16 protein-coding genes and 3 pseudogenes are annotated in these 16386 nt (G+C 72.9%); 8 read left to right on the top strand and 11 right to left on the bottom strand.

The window, feature by feature from the left end; genetic code table 11:
- Window positions 1-10: 10 nt before the first annotated feature.
- Window positions 11-430: a hypothetical protein gene (locus BIV25_RS06700; protein ID WP_071371220.1), complete on the bottom strand. Its 420-nt coding sequence runs from the start codon at window positions 428-430 to the stop codon at window positions 11-13.
- A gap of 272 nt (window positions 431-702) precedes the next feature.
- Here BIV25_RS06700 and BIV25_RS06695 point away from each other — a divergent pair, with 272 nt between their 5' ends.
- Together BIV25_RS06695 and BIV25_RS06690 are read left to right on the top strand one after the other, a co-directional pair.
- Window positions 703-984, top strand: coding sequence for a hypothetical protein (locus BIV25_RS06695; RefSeq protein ID WP_256255641.1), 282 nt, complete (start codon window positions 703-705; stop codon window positions 982-984).
- A gap of 49 nt (window positions 985-1033) precedes the next feature.
- Window positions 1034-1435 (top strand): YrdB family protein, encoded by a 402-nt coding sequence (locus BIV25_RS06690; protein WP_071371371.1) that lies wholly within the window; start codon window positions 1034-1036, stop codon window positions 1433-1435.
- Window positions 1436-1460: 25 nt separating this feature from the next.
- On the opposite strand, the gene crcB (BIV25_RS06685) is transcribed toward BIV25_RS06690, so the two are convergent.
- The 7 genes from crcB (BIV25_RS06685) to BIV25_RS06655 form a co-directional block, all read right to left on the bottom strand.
- Window positions 1461-1835 carry a fluoride efflux transporter CrcB gene (gene crcB, locus BIV25_RS06685; protein ID WP_071371219.1) on the bottom strand — a complete coding sequence of 125 codons (375 nt, stop codon included), beginning with the start codon at window positions 1833-1835 and terminating at the stop codon, window positions 1461-1463.
- On the bottom strand, window positions 1832-2326 hold the full coding sequence (gene crcB / locus BIV25_RS06680) for a fluoride efflux transporter CrcB (RefSeq protein ID WP_071371218.1): 495 nt from the start codon (window positions 2324-2326) through the stop codon (window positions 1832-1834). Before crcB (BIV25_RS06680) ends, crcB (BIV25_RS06685) begins: the two co-directional genes overlap by 4 nt.
- 204 nt (window positions 2327-2530) lie before the next feature.
- Window positions 2531-3826, bottom strand: a complete 1296-nt coding sequence (locus tag BIV25_RS06675) for an FAD-dependent oxidoreductase (protein ID WP_071371217.1) — start codon at window positions 3824-3826, stop codon at window positions 2531-2533.
- A gap of 97 nt (window positions 3827-3923) precedes the next feature.
- Entirely contained in the window at window positions 3924-5060 is a 1137-nt protein-coding gene (locus tag BIV25_RS06670) for an XdhC family protein (protein ID WP_071371216.1), read from the bottom strand.
- Window positions 5053-7191 carry a xanthine dehydrogenase family protein molybdopterin-binding subunit gene (locus BIV25_RS06665; RefSeq protein WP_071371215.1) on the bottom strand — a complete coding sequence of 713 codons (2139 nt, stop codon included), beginning with the start codon at window positions 7189-7191 and terminating at the stop codon, window positions 5053-5055. The genes BIV25_RS06670 and BIV25_RS06665 overlap by 8 nt, the downstream gene beginning before the upstream one ends.
- On the bottom strand, window positions 7188-8180 hold the full coding sequence (locus tag BIV25_RS06660; protein ID WP_071371214.1) for a xanthine dehydrogenase family protein subunit M: 993 nt from the start codon (window positions 8178-8180) through the stop codon (window positions 7188-7190). The genes BIV25_RS06665 and BIV25_RS06660 overlap by 4 nt, the downstream gene beginning before the upstream one ends.
- Entirely contained in the window at window positions 8177-8758 is a 582-nt protein-coding gene (locus BIV25_RS06655) for a (2Fe-2S)-binding protein (RefSeq protein WP_071371213.1), read from the bottom strand. Before BIV25_RS06655 ends, BIV25_RS06660 begins: the two co-directional genes overlap by 4 nt.
- A gap of 242 nt (window positions 8759-9000) precedes the next feature.
- Between BIV25_RS06655 and BIV25_RS06650 the strand changes: the two genes are divergently transcribed.
- On the top strand, window positions 9001-9579 hold the full coding sequence (locus BIV25_RS06650; RefSeq protein WP_071371212.1) for a TetR/AcrR family transcriptional regulator: 579 nt from the start codon (window positions 9001-9003) through the stop codon (window positions 9577-9579).
- 105 nt (window positions 9580-9684) lie between these two features.
- Window positions 9685-10506 carry an SDR family NAD(P)-dependent oxidoreductase gene (locus BIV25_RS06645; RefSeq protein WP_071371211.1) on the top strand — a complete coding sequence of 274 codons (822 nt, stop codon included), beginning with the start codon at window positions 9685-9687 and terminating at the stop codon, window positions 10504-10506.
- 173 nt (window positions 10507-10679) lie between these two features.
- Here the strand turns inward: BIV25_RS06645 and BIV25_RS06640 are convergent.
- Window positions 10680-11263, bottom strand: a pseudogene (locus tag BIV25_RS06640) (TetR/AcrR family transcriptional regulator).
- A gap of 123 nt (window positions 11264-11386) precedes the next feature.
- On the opposite strand from BIV25_RS06640, the pseudogene BIV25_RS06635 reads away from it, so the two are divergent.
- Window positions 11387-12152: pseudogene (locus BIV25_RS06635) on the top strand (class I SAM-dependent methyltransferase); the annotation flags it as partial.
- A gap of 124 nt (window positions 12153-12276) precedes the next feature.
- The gene (locus BIV25_RS06630) at window positions 12277-12972 is read left to right on the top strand and encodes an alpha/beta hydrolase (RefSeq protein WP_071371210.1); all 696 of its coding nucleotides are present in this window, start codon (window positions 12277-12279) and stop codon (window positions 12970-12972) included.
- 42 nt (window positions 12973-13014) lie between these two features.
- Here BIV25_RS06630 and BIV25_RS06625 read toward each other — a convergent pair whose 3' ends face one another.
- Window positions 13015-14232, bottom strand: a complete 1218-nt coding sequence (locus BIV25_RS06625) for an alginate lyase family protein (RefSeq protein ID WP_071371209.1) — start codon at window positions 14230-14232, stop codon at window positions 13015-13017.
- A gap of 356 nt (window positions 14233-14588) precedes the next feature.
- Here BIV25_RS06625 and BIV25_RS52410 point away from each other — a divergent pair, with 356 nt between their 5' ends.
- Window positions 14589-14930, top strand: a complete 342-nt coding sequence (locus BIV25_RS52410) for a serine hydrolase domain-containing protein (RefSeq protein ID WP_071371208.1) — start codon at window positions 14589-14591, stop codon at window positions 14928-14930.
- Between the two features lie 288 nt (window positions 14931-15218).
- Here BIV25_RS52410 and BIV25_RS06615 read toward each other — a convergent pair whose 3' ends face one another.
- Window positions 15219-15629: a VOC family protein gene (locus BIV25_RS06615; RefSeq protein WP_071371207.1), complete on the bottom strand. Its 411-nt coding sequence runs from the start codon at window positions 15627-15629 to the stop codon at window positions 15219-15221.
- 291 nt (window positions 15630-15920) lie between these two features.
- On the opposite strand from BIV25_RS06615, the pseudogene BIV25_RS46470 reads away from it, so the two are divergent.
- Window positions 15921-16339 (top strand): annotated as a pseudogene (locus tag BIV25_RS46470) (xylosidase); the annotation flags it as partial.
- Window positions 16340-16386 lie beyond the last annotated feature (47 nt).

The following is a 16386-nucleotide window of genomic DNA, read 5'->3' as shown; positions in this document are numbered from 1 at the left end:
TCGGACCGTCTCAGCGGACGGTCACGTTGAAGACCGGCGAGGCCGTGGAGCCGTTGACGATGCGCAGGTCGTTCTTGCCCTTCAGGCCGAGCTTGACGCCGAGCGAGTAGGAGCCGTTGTGCAGGACGGGCACGGACGCGGGCAGGCTGACCCACTTGCCGTGCTGCTTCTGCTGCAGGGTCACCTTGCTGCCCGCCTTGATGCCGGTGGTCTTGCCGGTGACCCGGAACAGCTGCCAGGCGCGGACCGAGGACACCGACGGCTTGGCGGTGATGCTCGCCTTGGCGGGCTGCGCCTTCTGCGTGGCGGCGACGGCCGAGGCGGTGTGCGTGGCGGGGGTGGCCGCCATCGCGGTGCCGGCGAGGGCGAGGGAGGCGGCGCCGAGGGTACCGACGACGGCTATGCGCAGGGAGCGACGCTTCGAGACCATCACAGATATGTCCTTTTCCGTGGAGAGAAGAGTTTTTCGCGCCAAAGGTCAGTTACATGTCGATTGGCGTGGTCATTAGAAGTGACGAGACGGGCAAGGCGGGCGTTCACTGACGCCATGTCGCTGTCTTGTAACAGCCCGGAGGGAAGTCGCGGCCGCAGCGGAGTGGGGCAGGAGAGCAACAAGCACTTGCCGTCTTGCGCAATAATTGAAGTCAACGGAGGTCCGTACCGGCAGTGGGGGAAGGCAGGGCGTTCATGCCACGTGGGGACATGCGACGAGTACGTGACGCGAATCTGCGGCTCGGCGCCGCCGTGGCCGAGGTCGAGGGGCTCTACTCGGCGCTGTTGCGTGCCGGGACCTCGGAGCGGCGCCGGCGCTTACAGGCGGACCTCGCCCGCGCCGCCGGCCGGCTCGCCACCCTGGCGGCCACCCCGCCGGAGCGCCCGTCCCTGCCCGTCGCCCCGCGTCGGTCCCGGTGGGGGCGCAGGCGGGCGCTTGCCGAGCGCGGCGCCACATGGATCGCGGCGCGATTCGGCCAGAACCAGCGCTGAGACCGCCGCCCTGTCATGCTGGACTCCCGCGGTGCACCGGGAGGACGCCATGTCAACAAGCCCTGACGGCACGGCCGTTGCGGACGGACGGCACTGGTACACCGTCAACGAACTCCTGGCGTTCCTGCTCGAACTCGCCGCGCTGGCATGCCTGAGCTGGTGGGGGTTCACCGTCGGCGACGACGCGGCCCTTCATGTCCTGTTCGGTCTGGGCACACCTCTGGCGGCGGTGGCGCTGTGGGGGCTGTTCGCCGCGCCGAAGGCCCGGCTGCGGCCGCGGCTCCCGCTCGTGCTCGCGGTGAAGGCGGTCGTGCTGGGCGGCGGGGCCGCGGCCCTGTACGCCGTCGGGCATCCGGCCGGCGCCGTCGCCATGGCCGTGGCCGTGACCGCGAACACGGCCGTCGCCGAACTCTTCCGCCGCCGGCCGCCGCTCTCTCACACCAGGGGCTGACGGGGCCGGCGTGGCTCTCGCGGCATCACGCCCACAGCGCGTCCGCGAACGACACCCCGACGAACACCGCCCCGAGGCCGGCCACCACACTGGCGACGACGTTGGCGACGGCGTAGAACCGGGCCCCGTCCTCCGCCAGCCGCAGCGTCTCGTACGAGAACGTCGAGTACGTCGTCAGCGCGCCGCACAGCCCGGTGCCGAGCAGCAGCTGGACGTGCGGCGAGGCGGCACCGGCCGACGCCGCGCCGGAGAGCAGGCCCAGGATCAGACAGCCGACCACGTTCACGGTGAACGTCCCCCAGGGGAACACCGTGTCGTGCCGTTTCTGCACCGCGCGGTCCGTCAGATAGCGCAAGGGCGCCCCGACCACCGCCCCGACCACCACCAACAGCCAGTTCACGCCCTCTCCTCCCGGCCTGCCCCGGTCACCAGGCGGCGCGTCGTCGACGCCGCGAGCCACACCGCCGTCAGCGCCGCGCACAGCGTCACGGCCAGATACGCCAGCGCCGTCCGGGGATGCCCGCCGTCGACCAGCTTCCGGATGTCCACCGCGTAGGTCGAGAACGTCGTGAAACCGCCGAGGACACCGGTTCCGAAGAACGGCCGCACCAGCCGGTGCGCCTGCCACACCTCGGTGATCAGCACCATGAACACGCCGATGACCGCACAGCCGGCCGTGTTGACCCACAGCGTCGTCCACGGGAAGACACCCGCCGCCGGCCACACCAGGCCCGCACCGTAACGTGCCGAGGCGCCGATCGCCCCGCCGATCGCCACCACGGCGACCACCGGCGCCTGCGCCCGCCATTCCGCCTCCCGCGGCCGGGCGGGCACACGAAGATCGACGCCGGGATCCGCGGACTCGTCCACCTGAGGGTTCGGGGCTGTCATGAACGTCCGTCTCCTACTCGCCGGAACCCGCACACCTCTCACGCGCGCGGGCGTACTCCACCGCAAGTAGGGACTGTTGGCGGCACCGATGCCGCGGTTCGGGTACGGCGAGCCCCACCGCCGCGCCATGACCGGAGGTCACAGCCGCGGATCACAATAGCGTGCCCGCGAGGGGGCCCGGCACCGGTCCCCCTCCGGGCAGTTTCAGGGCGACGCCTTCGCCGTACGGTGCGTCGCGCCGGGCGGAGGGGCCGCGTCCGCGGGTGGTCTGCGGACCGCGGAGGCCGGTGGCCGTTCCCGCAGAGCGCCGTACCCGACGAAGTACGCGGGCAGCCGGCGGACCCAGCGCGACCCGGCGAGCAGATGCGCCACGGCCTTGGCCCGGTCCGCGCTGCCGAGCGGGGGCCGGCCCTGGAGCACGGGGGCGACGAAGCGGGCGTGAGCCGTCCGCTGGAGGGCCTGGGTGACGACCGTGGTGGGCCGGCGGCGGCGCTGCACCCGGCGTACGTCGCGCAGGCCCACGGTCCCGCGGCGCAGCGGCTCGACGAGATACCGGGCCGCGGCCACCGCGTCCTGCACGGCGAGGTTGATCCCGATGCCGAAGACCGGGGACATCGCGTGCGCGGCGTCGCCGATGCACAGCAGTCCGGGACGGTGCCAGCGGCGCAGCCGGTCCATGCGTACGTCGAGCAGTCTGACCTCGTCCCACGAGCGCAGGGCGTGCGTCCGGTCGGCCATCCAGGGAGCGGCGGCCGCGAACTGGGCCAGGAAGTGGTCGAGTCCGGCGGCCCGGCGCTGTGCGTCCGTGCCCTTGGGGATGAGTCCGGCGCACTGCCAGTAGTCGCCGCGGTCGATCAACGCGGCGAGGAAGCGGTCACCGGCGGCTCCGACGAGTCCTTGCGGGTCGCCTTCGCGGCGCGGCAGCCGGAACCACCACGCGTCCATCGGGCAGGGGAAGTCACGCAGTCCCAGCTCCGGCCGGATGCGGGCCAGCGAGCCGCGGCCGTCGCAGGCGACGGTGAGGTGGGCGCGCAGCTCGCCGGTGCGGCCGTCGGCGGTGCGGTAGCGCACACCCCGCACTCGTCCGGACCCGACCATGAAAGAGGTCACCTCCGTACTCATCCGCAGGTGGAAGGACGGCTCGCGGCCGGCCTCGTCCGCGAGCAGGGCCAGCAGGTCCCACTGCGGCACCATCGCGACGTAGTTGTACGGGCCGGGCAGGACGGACAGGTCGCCGACCGTGACGTTCGAGCGGCCGGGTCCGACCGGCAGCTGGACGGTGCGCACCCGGCGCTGCGGCAGCCGGGCGAAGCGTTCGGCCAGACCGAGGTCGTCCAGCAGCGCCAGGGTGGAGGGGTGGACGGTGTCGCCGCGGAAGTCGCGCAGGAAGTCGCCGTGCTTCTCCAGCACCGTCACGTCGATGCCGGACCGGGCCAGCAGCAGGGCGAGCACCATGCCGGCGGGGCCGCCGCCCACGACGCAGCACGTGGTCTGTTCCATGGCAGTCCTGCCCTTCGGGAGAGCAGTGAGTCAGCAGCGGATGCGGGAGCGCTGACTCATCAGCATTAATTCATCGATCGATGAATACTCTACTCCTTCAGGCGGCCGCCCGCCTCCCTTGTTCTTCGTCGTCGTGGTGGATCGGCGTGGTCGAACCGGTCAGCGGGACGCCCGTACCGCCGCGCCGGACCGCGACGATCTCCGCCGCAATCGACAGCGCGGTCTCCTCGGGCGTCCGGGCGCCGAGGTCGAGGCCGATCGGCGAGCGCAGCCGGGCCAGTTCCGCCGCGGTCACGCCCTCCGCGCGCAGCCGCCGGGTGCGGTCCTCGTGGGTGCGGCGCGAGCCCAGCGCCCCGATGAACGCCGCCGGCATCCGCAGCGCGGCCGTCAGCAGGGGCACGTCGAACTTGGCGTCGTGGGTGAGCACGCACAGCACCGTGCGGGCGTCGGTGCCGGTGCGCCGCAGATACCGGTGCGGCCAGTCCACGACGACCTCGTCGGCCTCGGGGAAGCGGGCCCGGGTGGCGAAGACCGGGCGGGCGTCGCAGACGGTCACGTGATACCCGAGGAACTTTCCCGCCCTCGCGAGCGCTGCCGCGAAGTCGATCGCGCCGAACACGATCATGCGCGGCGGCGGCACGTTCGACTCGACCAGCAGGGTGAGACCGCCGGGGCAGTGCGAGCCGTCCGCTCCGAGCTCCACCGTGCCGGTGCGGCCCGACTCCAGCAGGGCCCGGGCCTCCGCCGCCGCCACCCGGTCCAGGTCCGGGTGGCCGCCGAGTCCGCCCTCACAGGTGCCGTCGGGCCGGACCAGCAGGGCATGTCCGCGCAGCCCGGCCGGGCCGCGGGCGACCCGGGCGAGGGCCACGGGCTCACGGCGGGCGGCGGCCGCCAGGGCCGCGGCCGACAGCTCCCCGGCCCGGCCGGAGACCGGGGTCACCAGCACCTCGATGGTCCCGCCGCAGGTGAGTCCCACGGCGAAGGCGTCCTCGTCGCTGTAGCCGAACCGTTCGAGCACGCTCTCGCCGGTCCGCAGCGCCTCGCGGCACAGGTCGTACACCGCGCCCTCCACGCAGCCTCCGGAGACCGAGCCGATGACGGTGCCCTCGCTGTCGACGGCGAGGGCGGCGCCGGGACCGCGCGGCGCGCTGCCGCCGACCGCCACGACGGTCGCGACGGCGAACTCCCGGCCGTCCTCGGTCCATTGGTGCAGTTCCTCGGCCAGGTCAAGCATCCGGCGCCTCCGCGGCGGCCGCGAGGATCCGGTCCGGGCGGATGGGCAGGCTGCGGTGGCGCACGCCGGTCGCGTGCCAGACCGCGTTGGCGACGGCGGCCGCGGCGCCGACGATGCCGATCTCACCGATGCCCTTGATGCCGACCGGGTCGTCGGGATCGGTGTCCTCGATCCAGTCGGCCTCGATGCGGGGCACGTCGGCGTGTGTCGCGACGTGGTAGCCCGCAAGGTCGGCGCCGACGTGTCCGCCCGAGACGCGGTCACGGACGGCCTCCTCGTGCAGGGCCATGGAGATGCCCCAGATCATGCCGCCCCGCAACTGGTTGCGCGCGGTGAGCGGGTTGACGATGCGGCCCGCCGCGAAGACGCCGAGCATGCGCCGCACCCGCACCTCGCCGGTGCCGGGGTCCACGGAGACCTCCGCGAACTGCGCGCCGTAGGAGTGCCGTTCGGCCGCGGCGAGGGCGCCGATGGCCTCGGTGGTGTCCGACCGTACGGTGATCCCCTCGGGCGGGATGCCGGTGCCGAGGGCCAGCCGCTCGCGCAGTTCCCCGGCCGCCACCCGGATCGCCCAGGCCCAGGAGCGGGTGCCCATGGAGCCGCCGGCGATCATCGCCGGGCCGAAGTCGCTGTCCCCGATGCGCACGTGGACGCGCTCGGGAGACGTCCGCAGCGCGTCGGCAGCGACCAGGGTGAGTGCGGTACGAGCCCCCGTGCCGATGTCGGCCGCCGAGATCCGGACGGTGAAGGTGCCGTCCGGGTGCGCGGTCGCGCTCGCGGTGGACGGCATGGCGCCCGCCGGGAAGGAGGCGGCCGCCATACCCGTGCCGAGCAGCAGGCGGCCCTCGCGGCGCAGACCGGGGCGCGGGTCCCGCTCGGCCCAGCCGAACCTGCGGGCGCCCTCCCGGAGACAGGCGGCCAGATTGCGGCCGGCGAACGGCAGGCCGGACACCGGCCCCCGGTCGGGTTCGTTGCGCAGACGCAGTTCGATCGGGTCGATCCCGCACTTCTCGGCGAGTTCGTCGAGGGCAGCCTCCAGCGCGAACGATCCCGGCGCCTCGCCCGGGGCGCGCATGAACGTCGGGGACGGTACGTCGAGCCGTACGACGCGGTTGGCGGTGTGGTGGGCGTCCGCGTCGTACATCACCCGGGCCACCCCGGCGCTCGACTCCACGAACTCGTAGCCGGAGGCGGTCTGGCTGAGGGAGCGGTGCGCCAGGGCACGCAGGTGTCCGTCGCTGTCGGCGCCGAGCCGGACGTGCTGGACGGTGGGGCTGCGGTAGCCGGCCAGCGAGAACATCTGACGACGCGTCAGGACGACGCGCACCGGCCGCTGGAGGACGGTCGCGGCCATCACGGCGGCCACCTGGTGGGCGCGCACGCCCTTGCTGCCGAAGCCGCCGCCGACGTGTTCGGAGCGTACGCGTACCGCGGCCGGGTCGAGCGAGAAGAGGCTCGCCAGCTCGCCCACGACCCAGGTGGCGCCCTGGTTGGAGTCGGTCACCTCCAGCCGGCCGCCGTCCCAGCGGGCGGTCGCGGCATGGGGTTCCATCGGGTGGTGGTGCTCTTCGGGCGTGGTGTACTCGGCGTCCACGACGACGGCCGCCGCGGCCAGTTCGGCGTCGAGGTCGCCCTTCTCCGTCACCGCCGGAATGTGTCCGTCCGCCGCGTAGGCGTCGGGGTGCCCGGCGCCGAACCCGACGTCGTGCGGCTCCTGTTCGTAGTGCACCACGAGCGTTTCGGCGGCCTCCCTGGCCTGCTCGGACGTCTCGGCCACGACCAGCGCCACGGGCCAGCCCAGGTGGGGCACCCGGTCGTGCTGGAAGACGGCGCAGGTCGGGTCCGGCCGCATGCCCAGCAAGCTGGTGTAGTCGGTGGTGAGGCGCGGGGCGTTGCGGTGTTCCAGGACGGCGAGGACACCGGGCATGGCGAGAACGGACTCGGTGTCGAGGTCACGGATCCGGCCACGCGCGACCGTGGACAGCACCAGCCAGCCGTGGGCGAGGCCGGCGAAGGGTACCTCTCCGGCGTAGCGGGCGGCTCCGGTGACCTTGTCCCGTCCCTCGACCCGGGTGTGCGCGGTGCCGACGGCGGGTGTGTGCAGGGTGGTTGCGGTGGTGAGGGTGGTCATCGGGCGGCCTCCTCGGCGAGTTCGGACAGGACGGCCACCACGAGGTTGCGGATCAGCTCCACCTTGTAGCCGTTGTGCGGCAGCGGCCGGGCCGCCGCCAGCTCGGCGTCCGCCGCGGCGGCGTAGGTCCCGGCGTCGGCCGGCGCACCGATGAGGACCCGCTCGGCCGCGCCGGCCCGCCACGGACGGGAGGCGACGGCGCCGAAGGCCAGGCGGGCGTCCTGTACGACGCCGTCGCGGACGTCGAGCGCCGCGGCGAGCGAGCCGATGGCGAACGCGTACGAGGCACGCTCGCGCACCTTGCGGTAGCGGGAGCGGGCGGCGACCGGGGCGGGTGGGAGTGTGACGTGGGTGATCAGCGCGCCCGGCGGCAGGGCCGTCTCGCGGTGCGGGGTGTCGCCGACGGGCAGGTAGAAGTCGGCGAGCGGCAGTTTCCCCGGCCCGTCGGCCGTGTGGAAGTGGACGACGGCGTCGAAGGCGGCCAGGGCCACGGCCATGTCCGAGGGGTGTACGGCCACGCAGTGACCGGAGGCGCCGAGGATCGCGTGGTTGTGGTGTTCGCCCTCGATCGCGGGGCAACCGCTGCCGGGCACCCGCTTGTTGCAGGGCTTGGTGACGTCGGTGAAGTAGCCGCAGCGAGTGCGCTGGAGCAGGTTCCCGCCGACCGTGGCCATGTTGCGCAGCTGTCCGGAGGCGCCCGCGAGCACCGCCTGCGCGAGGGCCGGGTAGCGACGGCGGATCTCGGGGTGGGCGGCGAGGTCGCCGTTGGTGACCGTGGCACCGATGCGCAGTCCGCCGTCGGGCGTCGACTCGATCTCGTCGAGCGGGAGTTCACGGATGTCGACGAGCCGGGCGGGGCGCTCGACCCCGGACTTCATCAGGTCGACGAGGTTGGTGCCGCCGCCGAGGAAGCGGGTGTCCGGATCGGCGCCGAGCAGCGCGACGGCGCCGGCGACGTCGGACGCCCGCTGGTAGTCGAACTCCCTCATGCCGCCGCCCCCTTGCCCGCCGGAACGTCCTCGCCGCGGCGCTCGTCCGCCTGGATCTGGGCCGCGCGGGCCACCGCCTCGACGATGGACACGTACGCACCGCAGCGGCACAGGTTGCCGCTCATCCGCTCCCGGATCTCCTCGGCGCTCAGCGGCGGCGGCCCCGCCTCGGGCCGTACGTCGGAGGTGGCGGCGCTCGGCCAGCCCACCGCGTGTTCCTCGATCGCCCCGATCGCCGAGCAGATCTGGCCCGGGGTGCAGTAGCCGCACTGGAATCCGTCCAGGTCGAGGAAGGCCTGCTGCACGGGGTGCAGGCGGTCGCCGTCGGCCACGCCCTCGATGGTGGTGATCTCGCGGTTCTCGGCCGCCACGGCCAGTTGCAGACAGGCGACCGCCCGGCGCCCGTCCAGCAGGACGGTACAGGCCCCGCACTGTCCCTGGTCGCAGCCCTTCTTGGTGCCGGTCAGGTCGAGGCGCTCGCGGAGTGCGTCGAGCAGGGTGGTGCGGTGGTCGACGGGCAGTGTGTGTTTCTCGCCGTTGATCTTCAAGGTGATGACACTGGACGTCGATGAGGTCATGAGCTGCTTCTTTCGCATGGACAGTGCGGACGGGAGGGTCCGGCGGCCGGAGTACGTACGGCGCGGGGCGAAACGAAGGTGCTGGGTGGTGAGCCGGGACAGGGGCAGCCGGCGACTGCCGCTGGGCTGTGTCCGCCGCTATGGTGGACACAACCGGACAACTGTCCGTTACTTGAGAACGTACCGGACAGTTGTCCGGTTAGCAAGGGTGGGTTCCCGCCACGGACCCATGAGGAGGACGCGTGCCGCAGCAGCAGGACTCGCCCCGGCGCTCGGACGCGCAGCGCAACCGCGAGCGCATACTCGACGTGGCCCTCGTCGAGCTGTCCCGGTGCGCGGACGCCCCGCTGAGCATGATCGCCAAGAAGGCGGGCGTCGGGCAGGGCACGTTCTACCGCAACTTCCCGAACCGCGAATCGCTCGTGCTGGAGATCTACCGCCACGAGATGCAGCAGGTCGCCGCCAGCGCGACCCAGCTGCTGGAGACCCGGCCCCCCGACCAGGCCCTGCGCGCGTGGATGGACCGGCTCGCCGAGTTCGCCATGGCCAAGGCCGGGCTGGCCGACGCGATCCGCCAGGCCACCTGCACTCCCGGCGGGCCGGAGAAGCCGCCGCCCACCCCGGTCATGAGGGCGGCGGGCCTCCTGCTCCGCGCCGGCCAGGACGCCGGCACCATCCGCCCCGGCTTCACCGCGGACGACTTCCTCCTCGCCATCGCGGGCCTGTGGCAGCTCGGCCCGGACGACGACTGGGAGCCCCGCGCCGCCCGTCTCCTCGACCTGGTCATGGCCGGGCTGCGCACGGGGCCCGCCGGCGCCTGAGCACCGCCCGGCAGTCGCGCCGTGGCCGGAAGTCGTCAGCGGTGACGCCGTCGGTCATAGAGTCGGACGGTGTCTGGGTGATCTCGGCGAAAGGGCCTGACTGCAGTGGCTGACAAGCGAGTTGTCATCGTGACCGGCGGAGGCTCGGGCATCGGGGAGGCCACGGCCCGGCTGCTCTCCGAGGGCGGGCATCAGGTGGTCGTCTCCGGCCGCCGCGCCGAACCGCTGCACCGCCTGGCACGGGAGACCGGGGCGCTGGCGTACCCGTCCGACATCGGGGAGCCCGACACGGCCGACGGTCTCGTCCGGGCGGCCCTGGAGGCACACGGACGGCTCGACGGCGTGGTCCTGAACGCGGGGACCGGGCGCGGCGGAGCCGTGGGCGACCTGACCCTCGGCGACTGGGACGAGGTGATGCGCACCAACGTCACCGGGCCCATGCTCCTGCTGCGGGCCGCGATTCCGCATCTGCTGGAGTCCAAGGGGGCGGTGGTCGCCGTGGCCTCGGTGTCCGCCCTGCGCAACGGCGTGCGAAACGCCGCGTACGCCACGTCCAAGGCGGCCCTGCTCCAGCTCTGCCGCTCCGTGGCCGTGGACTACGGGCGTGCGGGGGTGCGCGCCAACATCGTGTGCCCCAGCTGGGTCCGGACCGAGATGGCCGACCGGCGCATGGCCCGGTTCGCCCAGGACGCGGACCTGGGGGACGCGGGCGCGGAGGCCGCCTACGCGGAGGCGACCCGGCTGATGCCGCTCGGGCGGCCGGGCGAGCCAGGGGAAGTCGCGGAGGCGATCGACTGGCTGCTGTCCCCGGCGGCGTCGTACGTCAACGGCGCGGTCCTCACGGTGGACGGCGGCACGACGGCCCTGGACCCGGGCACCGTGGCGTTCGACTTCCACATCACGCCACGGGGCGACGACACCCTCTGAGGGAAGGACACCGCCCAGGGGTGTCGTTTGGATCATCCCGGCGTCGCGGGCCCGGCACGCACTCCCCCAGAGGGGCCACCCCCAGCCGCGTCGTCGTCACTCGCCGACACCCCCACGCTCGGGGCGGCCGACCCGCACCGTTCGCCCCGGCGGCCTGATCCAAACGACATCTCCTAGCCGCCCACCAACACGCCGACCAGGCGCGTCATGGCGGAACGGGGGTCGGGGGTGCCCGGCCGGCTGGTCATCAGCAGGTGGTGGGCGGCACCGACGACAGCGAGGGCGGCCGAGCCGGGGTCGACGGTCTGCGCCACGCGGCCGAGCCGCCGTTCGGCCTCCAGACAGCCGGTGACCGCCAGCTTGATGGCGTCGAAGCCGGATGCCCCGCCCGCCAGCGCCTCGCGGATGCGCAGCGCGGCACCGGCCGGGTCATGGCGAGACCGGAGATGGCGGGGCCGCCGGAGTCGCACAGGGCGAGGGCGACGGCTTCGAGATTGCGGGCCACGGTGCCCCGGCCCACGTGGTCCGACAGCGACCTCGCCGTGGCGGCGGTGCGGGCGAAGCGGTCGACACACAGCTCGGCGACGAACTCGTCCATACCCGCGAAGTGCGTGTGCAGCAGCCTCTTGGCGCAGCCGGCCTCGGTGGTGACGGCCCGGCTGGTGAGGGCTCCGGGGCCGTCCCGCTCCCCGACGCGCCCGGCGGCGGCGAACAGCTGCTCGCGCACGTCCGGCGTCGCCACTCCGCGTGGTGCCATGGGCCTCTCATCTCTCCGGAATCCGCCGCTCACGCGACACGCAACTTCCCTGAGAGCAATGGATATTGCGACTTTGGGCGTACGCCCGTTCTCCGCCGTCCACCGCAGCAGGAACCCGTGTCCGACCGCTGGAACGCGGTGAACGGGGGCTTCGACGAGCCCCTCCTCGACGCCGCCGCCCCCACCGCGGCCGACCGCGTCCTGGACGTCGGCTGCGGCGCCGGCCGGACGACACGCCTCGCCGCGCTCAGGGCACCGGAGGGGCACGCGACGGGTCTCGACCTGTGGCCCGATGCCGACCGAGGCGCGGGCCCGCGCGGCGCGCGAGGGCATCGCCAACGTCTCCTTCGTCCAGGGTGACGCGCAGGTCCACCCCCTCCAGGCGGGCTCGTTCGAGGTGGCGATCAGCCGCACCGGGGTCATGTTCTTCGCCGACCCGGTGGCCGCGTTCACCAACGTCGGCCGGGCCCTGGGCCCCGGCGGCCGCCTCGCGTTCGTCTGCCCGGCCGACCCCGGACGCAACGACCGGGTCCTCGCCGTGGCCGCGCTCCGGGGCATCCTGCCGGTCGGCGACTTCGGCCGGCCGGGGCTGCCCGGCATGTTCTCCCTGGCCGGCCCCGATGACATCCGCGCCGTCCTCACCGCGGCCGGTTTCACCGCCGTCACCGTGGACGAGGTCCGGGCGTACGGGGACTGGGGAGAGGGAGCCGAGGACGCGGCGGACTGCCTCCTCGGCACCGGCCCGGGCCGTCACCTCACGTCCCGGGCCGACGCACCGACCCGGGCCCGCGCCCGCGACACCCTCGCCGCCCGTCTGCGCGCCCACGAGGCCGCCGACGGCACGGTCCGTCTGCGCAGCACGGCCTGGCTCGTCACGGCGGACCGGTGAGCGGCACCGCCGGTCGACACCTTCGGGCCGGCGCGCAGCCGCAGGGGCGGGCAGGTACGGTGCCGCGTTCTGCTGTGGGCCGAGACGCTCGCGTCCTCACCTCCGCCAGCGGCAGGATCGCACCATGCAGACGACCTTCGTTCTTGTGCACAGCCCGTCCGTGGGCCCGTCCACCTGGCGCCCCGTGGCCGAACACCTGCTGGCCACGGGGCACCGGGTCCACGTGCCGTCCCTGCTGCGCATCGGTACCGGTGAGCCGCCGTTCTGGCCCCGCGTCGCCGAGGCGGTCCGGGACGCCGTACGGGACGTGCCGACCGACAGCCCGCTGGTGCTGGTGGTGCACAGCAACGCGGGCCTGTTCCTCCCGGTGATCCGCGCGGCGCTCGACCGTCCGGTGGCCGGGACGGTCTTCGTGGACGCGGCGCTGCCGGCCCGCGCGGGAGCGACCCCGGTCGCCGCACCGGAACTGCTGGACTTCCTGCGTCCCCTGGCCGTGGCCGGCCGGCTGCCGCGCTGGACCGACTGGTGGGAGGAGGCGGACGTCGCCCCCATGTTCGCCGATCCGGTGGTGCGGAAGACCGTCGTCGAGGAGCAGCCCACCCTGCCGCTGTCCTACTACGAGCAGCAGATCCCCGTCCCCGCCGGCTGGGACGACCACCCCTGTTCCTATCTGCTGTTCGGCCCGCCGTACGACGATCTCGCCGCCGAGGCGCGCGCCCGTGGCTGGCGCGTGGCGCACCTGCCCGGCGCGCACCTCCACCAGGTCGTCGATCCCGTCGGCACGGCCCGCCGTCTCGTGGAGCTGGCCGCCGTGGCGTGACCGTTCCCCGGTGCGGGTTGCCTGACCGGCGGGCCTGTCGGGTCAGTTGGGGTTGTCGCCGTCGGTGAGGGTCTCCCAGGCCACGAAGAGGTTGTCGGTGCCGGCGGGGCGGTTCCGCTCGGTCAGGGTCTGCGTGTGGGACATGGCGATGCCCAGGCGGTTGTGCAGGGCGTTGTAGCCGACCTCGGTGACGGGACCGAGACCGAGCTTGAGGGACCCGCCGCACAGCCAGCTCGGCACGGCGGCGCCCAGCTCGTACGTGGACTGGAACCCGAGCGCCTGCCGCAGCCGTTCGCCGACGTCGGTGCCGTAGAGGTCCTGCCCCTGGATGCGGCTGGTCTCGGCGACGTGCGAGATGGCGGAGATGCCGTATCCGGTGTGGGTGAAGTCGCGGCAGGTCTCCTGGGTGAGTCCGGTCACGAAGGTGGACTGGCCCTGCCAGTACGAGATGATCTTGTCGCGGGTGTTCAGGTTCTGGCTCGGCACGGTCTTCGGCAGGGCGCCGTCGGAGGAGAGGTACACATAGGCGGCGGTACGGGTGCGGAAGCGGGCCATGGCCGAGTCGTAGGACGCCTTGTCCTCCAGGAAGACGGAGATGCCGACGGCGGCCTCCATCATCGTCAGCTCCCAGTTTCCGTTGGAATTGGAGCCGTTGATGACCTCGGGCAGGTAGACGGTGCGCAGCAGGGTGGCGAACCGGCCGGAGTTGGCCCAGGTGCCGGTGTACGTGTACTTGATAAGCTCGGCGGCCTTGGCCCAGGAGGCGCCGGACCAGGCCGTCTGCAGAGGGGCGTTGCTGTTGGTGTGGGCCGTGAGCGTGGCGGACCAGGCGTCCATCAGCTCGATCGCCTTCTTCGCGTACCGGTCGTCCCGGGTGACGTACCAGGCGAGCGCGTCGGTGTACGCGGCGATGGCGTCCTCACGCTCGTCCGTGCAGCCGTAGTCGGGGTTGGAGTAGGGACCGCACTCGACGACGGCGCGGGGCTTGGCAGTACGGCTGAGGGAGGCGTACGGGCTCGCCATCATCTGGTCGTACGCGCTCTTCCAGGGCTGGGCGCCGGCGAGCACCTTGCCGCGCGCGAAGTCGAGTTGGGCGCGCGACACGGTGACGCCGGGGTGCACGAAGGCGGCGGGAGCGGCCTGTGCCCGCTGGGCGCCGGGCCAGGAGAGCAGTCCGGTCGTCAGCAGGGCGGCGGCTGCGGTGAGCGCGAGGGTGGAACGCCTGGAGGCGCGGCGGCGTCGAGCGGTGGTGTCCTGCATGAGTCCGTCCTCATATGTGAACAGCATGCGACAGCTTGAACATTGCGTTGACCGACGACCATAGGTACGGACCATACGGCCGTCAAGTGCCGGGAACCCGCAGGGCGTTGGACGGCACTGCGGCGACGGCCGGTCCGGCACAGTCCTTTCCACGGTGGCCGCATGCCGATCACCCACCACGGGACCGGGCGGCCCGCGGCCCGGGACGCATACGTGCGGACCGGCAGCACCACGAAGACGCGCGGCGACCGTGATGCTCCAACTCGTCGGTGCGGGACGGCTGTCGCCGCACGGCACGGTGGACAGATGGCCGCCGGGCCTGGTGCGCGGGCAGGCACGACGGGCGGCAGATCACCGTGCGCCAGTCTCTGCAGCACACCAGCGGACCGCCCGACTACGTCGAGGACGTCGCGCCGGACCTCGACGCCGCCAGGTACCGCAGGAACCTCTGGACCACCTACGCCTCCGAGCAACGCGTCGCCTCGGCCCTGCGGCACCGGCCGTCCTTCACACCGGGGACCGGCTGGACGTACTCCAACACCGACTATGTCCTGCTGGGCATGGTGATCCAAGCGGTCACGGGCCGTTCCTGGGGGCGTGAGGTCCGGGCGGGGATCGTGCGTCCGCCACCACTCACGCACACGCGCCGGGCGACCGGCCGTTCCTGCCCGTCGGCGGTGACGCCGACGGAGCGCTGACCAGCACGGCGGCGGACACCGACAGGCTCCTCAGGGCGCTCCTGGGAGGCGAGCTGCGGGCCCCCGCAGCCGACCGGGATGCGGCGAACCGCGAGACTGCCGCCCGGCCACGGCGACGGGCTCGGCTACCTGGCGTGGCCCGCCACGACCGCGGACGGACGAACCGCCCCCACCGTCCCCTGCACAGCCTCCCCGGCGACGAGGCAACCGCCGTACGCCAGATCCGCGACGTGACCGATGTCGTGGACCACACCCTGTGCGCGCCGCGACGAGCGCGCACCGGCGGCCTCAGGCGGGCAGGTTGAGCTGCCAGGACACGCCGAACCGGTCGTTCACCCAGCCGAACTTGGGGCTGAAGCCGTACTGTCCCAGCGGCATCAGCTCCGCGCCGCCCTGGGCGAGGGCCGCGAAGAGCCGGTCGATCTCGGCCTCGTCGCCACACTGCACGTAGAGCGACATCGAGGGGGTGAAGGTGAAGTCGTGCTGTGCGGGGCTGTCGATGCACATGAACCGCTGACCGGCGAGCGAGAACGTCGCGTGCTGCACGCTCCCCTCCTTGCCGGGGCCATCGGCGCCGTAACGCGTGACGTGCACGACCTCGGCGTCGTCGAAGAGCGAGACGTAGAAGGCCATCGCCTCCTCGGCGGCGCCCTCGAACATCAGGAACGTGGTGATCTTCTGCGACGACGCGATCTCCATGCCGGTCGCTCCTTCGGCGTTGTCAGGTGTTCGGCAGGCGGCCATGCTATCCGGAGGCCGCACACTATCTGATGATTCGTCACATTGCGGGATCCCGGCCACCCGGGCGGCATCACCGACGCCTCACCGGCCCACGCAGATGACCGCCTTGACGCCCCATCAGTCCCAGGACTCAACTCATGACTTGAGATTTACGCCGCCGGCATCTCCCCCTCCCCCACACACGCGGAGAACCCCCATGCCGATGCCTCACCGCGCCCCCACCTGGACCCGCCGCAAAGTGCTCGGCACGGCCGGATCGGCACCGTCTCGGACGCGGACGACTTCCACACCAGGGCCGCGGTGCCGGACCTCGCCGACTGCGCCGCCCACGGCGTCGACTACCAGCCGTGCGTCCTGCCCGCGACGTCTCCGCCCGCCGGCGCGTGCACGGCGACTTCATGCGGCGGCAGTTCTACAACATGGTCCGGGCCGGCGTGCAGGGCATCCACATCTCCATGTACGACGAGTACAACGAGGGCAACCAGATCGCCAAGACCGCCTAGTCGAAGGACTGGGTGCCCGCGGACTCGGGACTGCTCGCGCCGGACGAGAACGGAACGGCCTGCTCGTCGGACTATTATCTGCGGCTGACCGGCGACGGCGGCCGGATGCTCAGGGGTGACCTCGCCCTGACCGCCACCCACCCCACCCGGCCGACCGTCGGCGGCCTCTCCGCGGCCACCCGCTCACTGTCGGCGCGCGGACGGCGGCAAGG

Origin of the sequence: Streptomyces sp. MUSC 14 (genome assembly GCF_001866675.1) — a bacterium.
Taxonomy (GTDB): domain Bacteria; phylum Actinomycetota; class Actinomycetes; order Streptomycetales; family Streptomycetaceae; genus Streptomyces.
Note: the sequence above shows the minus strand (reverse complement) of the source record. Positions and strands in the feature narration are given on the sequence as shown.

Excerpts from the sequence above, each read along its gene's own strand:
- BIV25_RS06700 (WP_071371220.1), bottom strand. The coding sequence starts at position 430 with ATGGTCTCGAAGCGTCGCTCCCTGCGCATAGCCGTCGTCGGTACCCTC.
- BIV25_RS06695 (WP_256255641.1), top strand. The coding sequence starts at position 703 with ATGCGACGAGTACGTGACGCGAATCTGCGGCTCGGCGCCGCCGTGGCC.
- BIV25_RS06690 (WP_071371371.1), top strand. The coding sequence starts at position 1,034 with ATGTCAACAAGCCCTGACGGCACGGCCGTTGCGGACGGACGGCACTGG.
- crcB (WP_071371218.1), bottom strand. The coding sequence starts at position 2,326 with ATGACAGCCCCGAACCCTCAGGTGGACGAGTCCGCGGATCCCGGCGTC.
- BIV25_RS06675 (WP_071371217.1), bottom strand. The coding sequence starts at position 3,826 with ATGGAACAGACCACGTGCTGCGTCGTGGGCGGCGGCCCCGCCGGCATG.
- BIV25_RS06670 (WP_071371216.1), bottom strand. The coding sequence starts at position 5,060 with ATGCTTGACCTGGCCGAGGAACTGCACCAATGGACCGAGGACGGCCGG.
- BIV25_RS06665 (WP_071371215.1), bottom strand. The coding sequence starts at position 7,191 with ATGACCACCCTCACCACCGCAACCACCCTGCACACACCCGCCGTCGGC.
- BIV25_RS06660 (WP_071371214.1), bottom strand. The coding sequence starts at position 8,180 with ATGAGGGAGTTCGACTACCAGCGGGCGTCCGACGTCGCCGGCGCCGTC.
- BIV25_RS06655 (WP_071371213.1), bottom strand. The coding sequence starts at position 8,758 with ATGACCTCATCGACGTCCAGTGTCATCACCTTGAAGATCAACGGCGAG.
- BIV25_RS06630 (WP_071371210.1), top strand. The coding sequence starts at position 12,277 with ATGCAGACGACCTTCGTTCTTGTGCACAGCCCGTCCGTGGGCCCGTCC.
- BIV25_RS06625 (WP_071371209.1), bottom strand. The coding sequence starts at position 14,232 with ATGCAGGACACCACCGCTCGACGCCGCCGCGCCTCCAGGCGTTCCACC.
- BIV25_RS06615 (WP_071371207.1), bottom strand. The coding sequence starts at position 15,629 with ATGGAGATCGCGTCGTCGCAGAAGATCACCACGTTCCTGATGTTCGAG.